The sequence below is a fragment of the Martelella sp. genome (genome assembly GCF_984369615.1).
The window spans coordinates 1-7,095 of record NZ_CFHTCS010000232.1; the positions used below are offsets into that span (position 1 = coordinate 1).

At 62.9% G+C, this 7,095-nt stretch carries 7 protein-coding genes; 5 read left to right on the top strand and 2 right to left on the bottom strand.

From position 1 onward, the window contains the following. The first annotated feature begins 344 nt into the window (after window positions 1–344). A complete protein-coding gene (locus tag AC5DC2_RS16485) occupies window positions 345–1,208 on the top strand; it encodes a MurR/RpiR family transcriptional regulator (protein WP_491699263.1) in 864 nt (287 codons plus the stop codon). Between the two features lie 71 nt (window positions 1,209–1,279). Here AC5DC2_RS16485 and AC5DC2_RS16490 read toward each other — a convergent pair whose 3' ends face one another. Continuing rightward, entirely contained in the window at window positions 1,280–2,374 is a 1,095-nt protein-coding gene (locus AC5DC2_RS16490) for an ROK family protein (protein ID WP_491699264.1), read from the bottom strand. A 60-nt stretch (window positions 2,375–2,434) separates the two neighbouring features. Then, window positions 2,435–3,097, bottom strand: coding sequence for an SGNH/GDSL hydrolase family protein (locus AC5DC2_RS16495; protein ID WP_491699265.1), 663 nt, complete (start codon window positions 3,095–3,097; stop codon window positions 2,435–2,437). Window positions 3,098–3,334: 237 nt separating this feature from the next. Here AC5DC2_RS16495 and AC5DC2_RS16500 point away from each other — a divergent pair, with 237 nt between their 5' ends. The 4 genes from AC5DC2_RS16500 to AC5DC2_RS16515 all read left to right on the top strand — a co-directional run. Then, window positions 3,335–4,318 (top strand): sugar ABC transporter substrate-binding protein, encoded by a 984-nt coding sequence (locus AC5DC2_RS16500; RefSeq protein ID WP_491699266.1) that lies wholly within the window; start codon window positions 3,335–3,337, stop codon window positions 4,316–4,318. Between the two features lie 117 nt (window positions 4,319–4,435). Next, window positions 4,436–5,407, top strand: coding sequence for an ABC transporter permease (locus tag AC5DC2_RS16505; protein WP_491699267.1), 972 nt, complete (start codon window positions 4,436–4,438; stop codon window positions 5,405–5,407). A gap of 11 nt (window positions 5,408–5,418) precedes the next feature. Continuing rightward, complete coding sequence (locus AC5DC2_RS16510; protein WP_491699268.1) at window positions 5,419–6,195, top strand: ATP-binding cassette domain-containing protein; 777 nt, start codon at window positions 5,419–5,421, stop codon at window positions 6,193–6,195. A gap of 367 nt (window positions 6,196–6,562) precedes the next feature. Further along, a partial coding sequence (locus tag AC5DC2_RS16515; RefSeq protein ID WP_491699269.1) for a GntR family transcriptional regulator occupies window positions 6,563–7,095 on the top strand: 533 nt, incomplete at its 3' end.

Genomic DNA, 7,095 nt, shown 5'->3' on the forward strand with positions numbered 1-7,095 from the left:
CGCGAGGGCTGCAAGGGCGGTGGCGGCGAGGATCAGGGATTTCAGCGGTCGGGCTGTCATGTCAGAACTCCGGTTTCAGCGGTCTTGGGTCGAGGCGGACGTATTGACGAAATTCAAGTTCCAGAAAAGGAAACTACAGTTTCAGAAGTCGCGCAAGCAAAAAATAGGCATATATGAAAATTGGCTACTAATTAGGCAATTTGCCGACCGTTTAGGCGGCAAGGACGGTGAGTAGCCTGCAAATCCGGCAGTCCTGACGCAGGCATGCGATAGCGCAGCTCTGAAATCCGAATTTCTGATTTCGTGGCTTGCCTTTCTCCGCGTGCCACCGTTAATGGGAAATCATGAAATCAGAGTTCCAGAACGCCGGAGACGAGGCCCCCTTTCTGACCCGCGTGCAGCGCGTTCTGCCGCAGTTGAGCCCGGCCGAGCGCAAGCTGGGCGAGTTCCTGCTGGATTTTCCGGGCGAGCTTGGCAGCTATGACGCGCAGGAACTGGCGCGGTTGTGCGATGTCTCCAAGGCCACCGTATCGCGCTTCATCCGCAAGCTCGGCTTTGCCAGCTACGACCAGGCGAAAAAGGCGGTGCGCGACGAGCGCCAGACCGGCTCGCGCGCGTTCTTCGCCCATGCCGAGCCGGAGGCCAATGCCGCGGCCCTTGCCCTCGACATGCGCGAGGAGAAGGACAATCTCGACTGGACCTTCGCCAATCTCGATGCAAGCGAGCTGGAAGCGCTCGCCGCTGCCGTGGTGGATGCGCGCAAGGTCTGGATCACCGGCCAGCGCATCAGCCAGTCCTTCGCCCATTACCTCTATTGGCAACTGACCAAGATCGTTGGCGAGGTCGTGGTTTTCCCGCAGGGCGGCGAGACGCTGGGTGAACATGTGGCCCGGATCAAGGAGGGCGATCTGGTGATCGCAATCACGCTGCGGCGGCGCATCGCCGGCACGCGGCAATTGCTCGACACGATCGTGGAAAGCGGCGCCCGGCTGGCGCTGATCTCGGATGAAAACATGGCCCGCCATCCCGCCGCCCACTGGCATTTTCACTGCCGCATTCATTCCGACGGCCCGCAGTTCAACCATGCCGCCGTGCTGGCGCTTTGCCACCAGATCGTGGTGCGCGCGACGCTGAAGGCGGGGCGCACGGGCCGCGACCGGCTGCGCAAGGTCGATGCGGTCAATGAAAAGCTGATGCAGTACGAATAGGGGGCTCTCTAACCTGTTGAATCTACGCATCGTGCTTTCCGAAAATCAGACCCGATTTTCGGGCCGATGCGCTAGCCGGCCGAAACCGGACTGTCATTCATGAAGCGGGAATGAAACGGCAGGGCGGCCGCGCCGATCGCCAGCCCCCAGGGGCCGAGCCTGCTTTTCTCGATCGCGGTCTCGCTGTCCGCCCCGGAAATCCCGGAAAGCCGCGAGACGATATCGGCAAGCACCGCATCAGGCAAAAGCCCGGCGATGATGGCCGTCTTCACGCGCGCGAACTTCCCGAGCGAGGTGATCAGGGCGTGAAGCTCGTCCGCCACCGCGCCGATCCAGCTGTCGATATTGTCGCCGGACGCCTCCGGCGCGTCGCGCAGTGCCAGAAAGCGATCCATCATCGCCGCCTCGCTCTCGCCGGAAAAGGCCTGGTCATGGCCGGCATGAATGCGTCCGCCGAGCACGAGGCGCGGGACGATGTGCGGCGTGACCACGCAATAGAGATAGTCGTTGAGGTTGCGCGCCGCTCCGAACATGCATTCCGCGCTCGCCGCCGCCGTGACGTCGTCCTGGATGAAGACATCGAGCCCGCTTGCGCGGCTGAGTTCGGCCTCGAAGTCGAAATCGAGAATGGCCCTGGCCTCTTCGATCGAGGGCCCCATGTCGGAGGGCAGCGAAAGCCCGATGCCGGCAAGCCGCGCGCGCCGGGCCTTCGGCGCTTCGGCCATGGCGGCCTCCACCGCCGCGCGGGCGGTCCTGCGCACATCGTCGAGGCGGGCTTCGTCGTAGAAGAAGGCCCTGCGGCTGATCGGATTGCCGACGAAGTCGCTCATCACCACGTCGAGATTGCGATGGCCGATATTGATGCCGATCGAAAACGCCCCCTCGGGATTGAGGCTGATCGGGGTTGTCGGTGGGCCGATGCGCCCGCGCACGGCCTCGCCCTTCAGAACCAGATTGTCCTTTTCCAGCGAACGCACGATGACGGAAATCGTCTGGGCGGAAAGCCCGCTCGCCTCGCCGAGCTGCATGCGCGACAGGCCCGGGTTCTGCAGAAGCAGCGACATGATCAGCCGCTCATTGTAGGAGCGCGCGAGAACCTGGTTCATGCCGGTGCTGCGCTCGGCAATGCGAACGGAAGGCGGCGGGGCAAATCTCATGTCTGGCATTTTTAGCAGTCTCCGCGCCCGGCTGCGTTGCGGGCGCATGGGTTGATCCGTCAGGTGGCTTCAGGAGGCGCGCGCGTGTTCCTCGCCCCAGCCGATTGCCTCTATCTCCTCGGCGATGGCCTTGCCAAGGGCTGCATGGGCGGCGGCGTCGAGGTGAAACCCGTCTTCATCGCTGGAACTGACCACCAGTCCTGCATCGAAGAAATGCACTTCCTGCGCCTCGGCGATGCGCTCATACTCGGCTGCCAGCGCCCGGGATTTCTCCTGTGCGCCCATGAACACGCCGGACCATTCCTTCAGTTCCATGGCCGTCGGCGGCGGGGCGACGATCATGATTTCCGGCACCTTGCCATTGACGCCTGCCGGCAGCGCCTTGATGTCGGAGACCAGCGCGCCGACGCCCATGGCAATCTCGCCGGCGGTCTTGTTGAAGCGGATCTTCAGGTCGTTGGTGCCGAGCATCACGATCACCAGATCAAGCGGCTTGTGGCTCATGATGCAGGGTTTCAGGTAGGTTCGCCCGTTCTTTTCCGCGCCCTCGATCGGGTCGTCGCTGACGGTGGTGCGGCCGGAAAGCCCCTCCTCGATCACCAGCCAGCGGTCGCCCAGAATGGCGCGGACAATGCCCGGCCAGCGCACGTCATGCGGATAACGGTCATCGGGCCGATTGGCCGTAGTCTGGCCGTAAGTGTTTGAATCCCCGTAACAAAGAACTGAACGCATTCTCCCTCCCTCTTCCCCGGCATCTATCGGCGCCATGCCGGCAGGGCGAACGAAAACCGGCCGGCGGTGAGCGTCAAGCTAGGTCGCGATGGCAGCGAGGTCAATAATAAATCAACATGAATAATTATTGACAGGATGGATTAATTGAGGATGATTGAAACGGATCGAGGCGATGAACCTGCATGGAGGATGCGTGGTTGCCACTCCGGTTTTCGCCGTATCCGAGGGAGGGAAATGATGAAATTCACCGATACACTGAAGGGCATCGGCGCGGCCACCATCATCGCGCTTGCCGCCGCTCTGCCCGCCAAGGCGGCTGACGATGGCCCGCTGCTTGTCGTCAGCGGCCCCCTGTCCTGGCCGTTTTTCGCCGCCGTGAAGAAGGGCTTTGACGACGCGGCCGAAGCCTATGGGCTCGACTACCAGTACATTGCCGTCACCGACACGGCCAACATGACCAGCGACTATCCGCGGCTTCTGCAACAGGCGATCAGCCGCAATCCGAAAATGCTGCTCGTCGGCGAATTCTTCCCCGACGGCATGGATCCGCTGATCCGCGAAGCCACGGCAGACGGCATTCCGGTGCTGATCCACAATTCCGGGCAGACGCTCTGGGAAGACAACGGCTCGATCGGCTTTGTCGGCGAGGATCCTTACCAGATGGGCTACAAGGCCGGCCAAATTCAGGCCGATGCCGGCGTCAAGAAGGGACTTTGCTTCAATCAGGTGCCGGGCAATCCGACGGTGGAAGAACGCTGCAACGGCTATGTTGCGGACATGGAAGAGGCCGGCTCCGAGACCATCTACCAGACCATCGGCACGGGCGATGCCACCAATCCGCAGGCCATGACCCAGGCGATCAAGGGCACGCTGCAGGCCAATCCCGACATTGACGGCATCTACACGCTGAACGCGGTACCGGCCATGAGCGCGCTGCGCGCGGTTGATGAGGTCGGCCGCAAGGGCGAGATCATGATCGGCACGGCCGACCTTTCCAACGAGGCGCTGATGGCGATCAAGAACGGCGACCTCGCCTTCGCCATGGACCAGCAGCCCTATCTGCAGGGCTATCTGTCGATGCTGATCGCCAACCAGTATCTGAACTACGGACTGCACCCGATCGGCCACGTGAAGACCGGACCGCTCGTCATTGACAGTGCCAATGTCGACAAGACGCTCGAGGTCAACAAGGCCCATGGCGGCGTGCGCGGCGCCTCGTAAGGGATGGCGCGAGGCCATCCAGATAGAATGCCTGCCGGGTCATGCCCGGCAGTCTCCGCCCGGTAGGGCCGGGGTGCATGACATGCCGCAAAAAGACGCCAAGACTGGAGCAATGACGTGATCAAGTCCGTGATCCGACGGCCGGAGACAGGCGCTCTCGCCGCCTTCATCCTCACCTATCTGTTTTTCGCCGTCGCCACCTCCGGCGCCGGCTTCGTTTCGATCAACGGCACGGCCGGCTGGCTGAACCTCGCGGCCGAACTCGGCATTGTCGCCATTCCGGTCGGCCTGTTGATGATTTCCGGCGAGTTCGACCTGTCGATCGGCTCCACGGTCGGGGCCGCCTCGATGATCGTCGCGCTCGGCACCAATCAGCTCGGCCTGCCGATCTGGCCGATGATCGGGGTCGCGCTTGTCGCCGGCATGGTGATCGGGCTTTGCAACGGGCTTGCCGTGGTCAAGACCAATCTGCCTTCCTTCATCGTCACGCTCGCCACCAATTTTATCGTCATCGGCGCGACAATGGGTTTCTCAAGGCTGATCGCCAATGTCACCTCCAGTTCCATCATTGCCTCCGACAGCGCGAAGTTCGTCTTCGCCGCCCGCTGGGGCCAGGCCAATATCGCAATTCTCTGGTGGGCGCTGGCAGCCCTTGCCGGCTACTGGCTGCTGTCGAAAACCGTGTTCGGCAATTGGATCTATGCCACCGGCGGCAATCTCAATGCCGCGCGCGGCGCGGGCGTTCCCGTCGAGCGCGTCAAGATCACGCTCTTCGTGGCGACGGGGTTCGCCGCCGCCCTTGTCGGCATTCTGCAGGGCATCCAGTGGAATTCCGGCAATGCGACCTATGGCATGGGCTATGTGTTCCAGGCGCCGATCGTCGTCGTCATCGGCGGCATTCTTTTGACCGGCGGCTACGGGTCGGTACTGGGCATCGTGCTCGGCACGGCGCTCTTTGGCGTGATTTCGACCGGCATCTTCTATACCGGCTGGAACACCGACTGGATCCAGTTTTTCCTTGGCGGCCTGCTCGCCATCGCCGTTCTTGCCAACAACTATATCCGCCGGCTCGCGCTGGCCTCACGCTGAGGGAGGGTCCGATGTCCCTGATGGAACTGCGCGACGTCGACAAGTATTTCGGCACCACCCATGCGTTGAAGAAGGTCTCGATGACGGTCGAGCCCGGCAAGATCCTCTGCCTTCTGGGCGATAATGGCGCGGGCAAGTCGACGCTGATCAAGGTGCTCTCGGGCTATCACCAGCCGTCCTCCGGGGCGCTGATCTTCGAGGGCCGCGAAACGCGGTTTTCCGGACCGCGCGAGGCGCGCAAGCGCGGCATTGCCACCGTGCACCAGGATGTCGGCTCGATCCCGCTGATGAGCGTTGGCCGCAATTTCTTTCTCGGCGCGGAACCCGTGACCGGCAGATGGCCGCTGCGCCGATTCGACAGCGCGCTGGCCAATCGTGTCGCGGTCGAGCAGATGCAGGCCTTCGGGCTGACGCGGGTGAAAAGCGGCGACCAGCTGGTCGGCACCATGTCGGGCGGCGAGCGACAGGTGCTGGCGATCGGCCGGGCCATGTATTTCGGCGCCAAGATGCTGATCCTCGACGAACCGACATCGGCGCTTGGCGTCAAGGAAGCCTCCATGGTGCTCAAGATGATGCGGATCGCGCGCGAGAACGGCGCCGGCATCGTCTTCATCACCCATAATGCCCGCCATGCCATGGCCGTCGGCGACGAGTTCTGCGTTCTGATCCAGGGCGAGGTTGCGGCCGATTTCAAACGCGGCGAGAAGACCCGCGAGGAAGTGCTGAACCTGATGGCCGGCGGCGAGGACATGGCCGAGCTTGAGGACGATCTCGAACAGGTCGACTGACGGCAACGGTTGATCTGATCCCCGTGACCGTGCCGTCATCCCTTCCCGTCAGCCGTTCCTCCGCGACGAGGACGGTCGAGCAAACGCGGGCGTGACCGCGCTGACGAGCGCCAAAAAGCTTGTTTTTCTGAGCACAAACTGTCGACAACAGGCCGTCGGCAACGTATGTTCGGGTCCTGCAGGGCTCTGGCAGGCTCAGGGCGGGCCTGCTGCACGGATGTTGGAGCGCGTCCGGGAAAAGTGGAGACCGGTTTTCCGTCCGGACGCGCGAAAAAACAAAAGGTTAGAGCGTGTTCGCGATTCAAGGAGTGCGGACATGCTCTATGGTCCACGCGCCTGCGTGTGGAGACCCGGAGCACAAGCGGCGATGGCGGCGACGGAAGAGACGGCAAAGGCGAGGACGCGCGGATCGGGAACCCAGACGGTCTATGAAACGCTGCGCCGGGAAATTCTGGCAATGGAACTGACGCCGGGCAGCCCGCTGGACGAGGTCCGGCTGTCGGAACGGTTCGGCATGTCGCGCACGCCGGTGCGCGAGGCCTTGCTCAGGCTTGCCAGCGACGCGCTGGTGACCACGCTGCCCAATCGCAACACCATCGTATCGGCCATCAATTTCGCTGAGATGCCCCATTATTTCGAGGCGTTGACGCTGATGTACCGGATCACCGCCAGGGGGGCCGCCGCGCGTGGCCCGCATGCGCCGGCAGTGATGGAGGAGATCCGCGAGCGGCAGGATGCGTTCGTCGCCGCTGTGGAGGCTCGCGACGCCTTTGCCATGATCGAGGCCAATCGCGAGTTTCACGTCGCCATCGCCGAACTTGCGGGCAACGCCTACTACACCGGCTTCTTCTCCCGTCTGCTTGACGAGGGGCGCCGTGTCCGTCATCGAGTTGCCGCGGT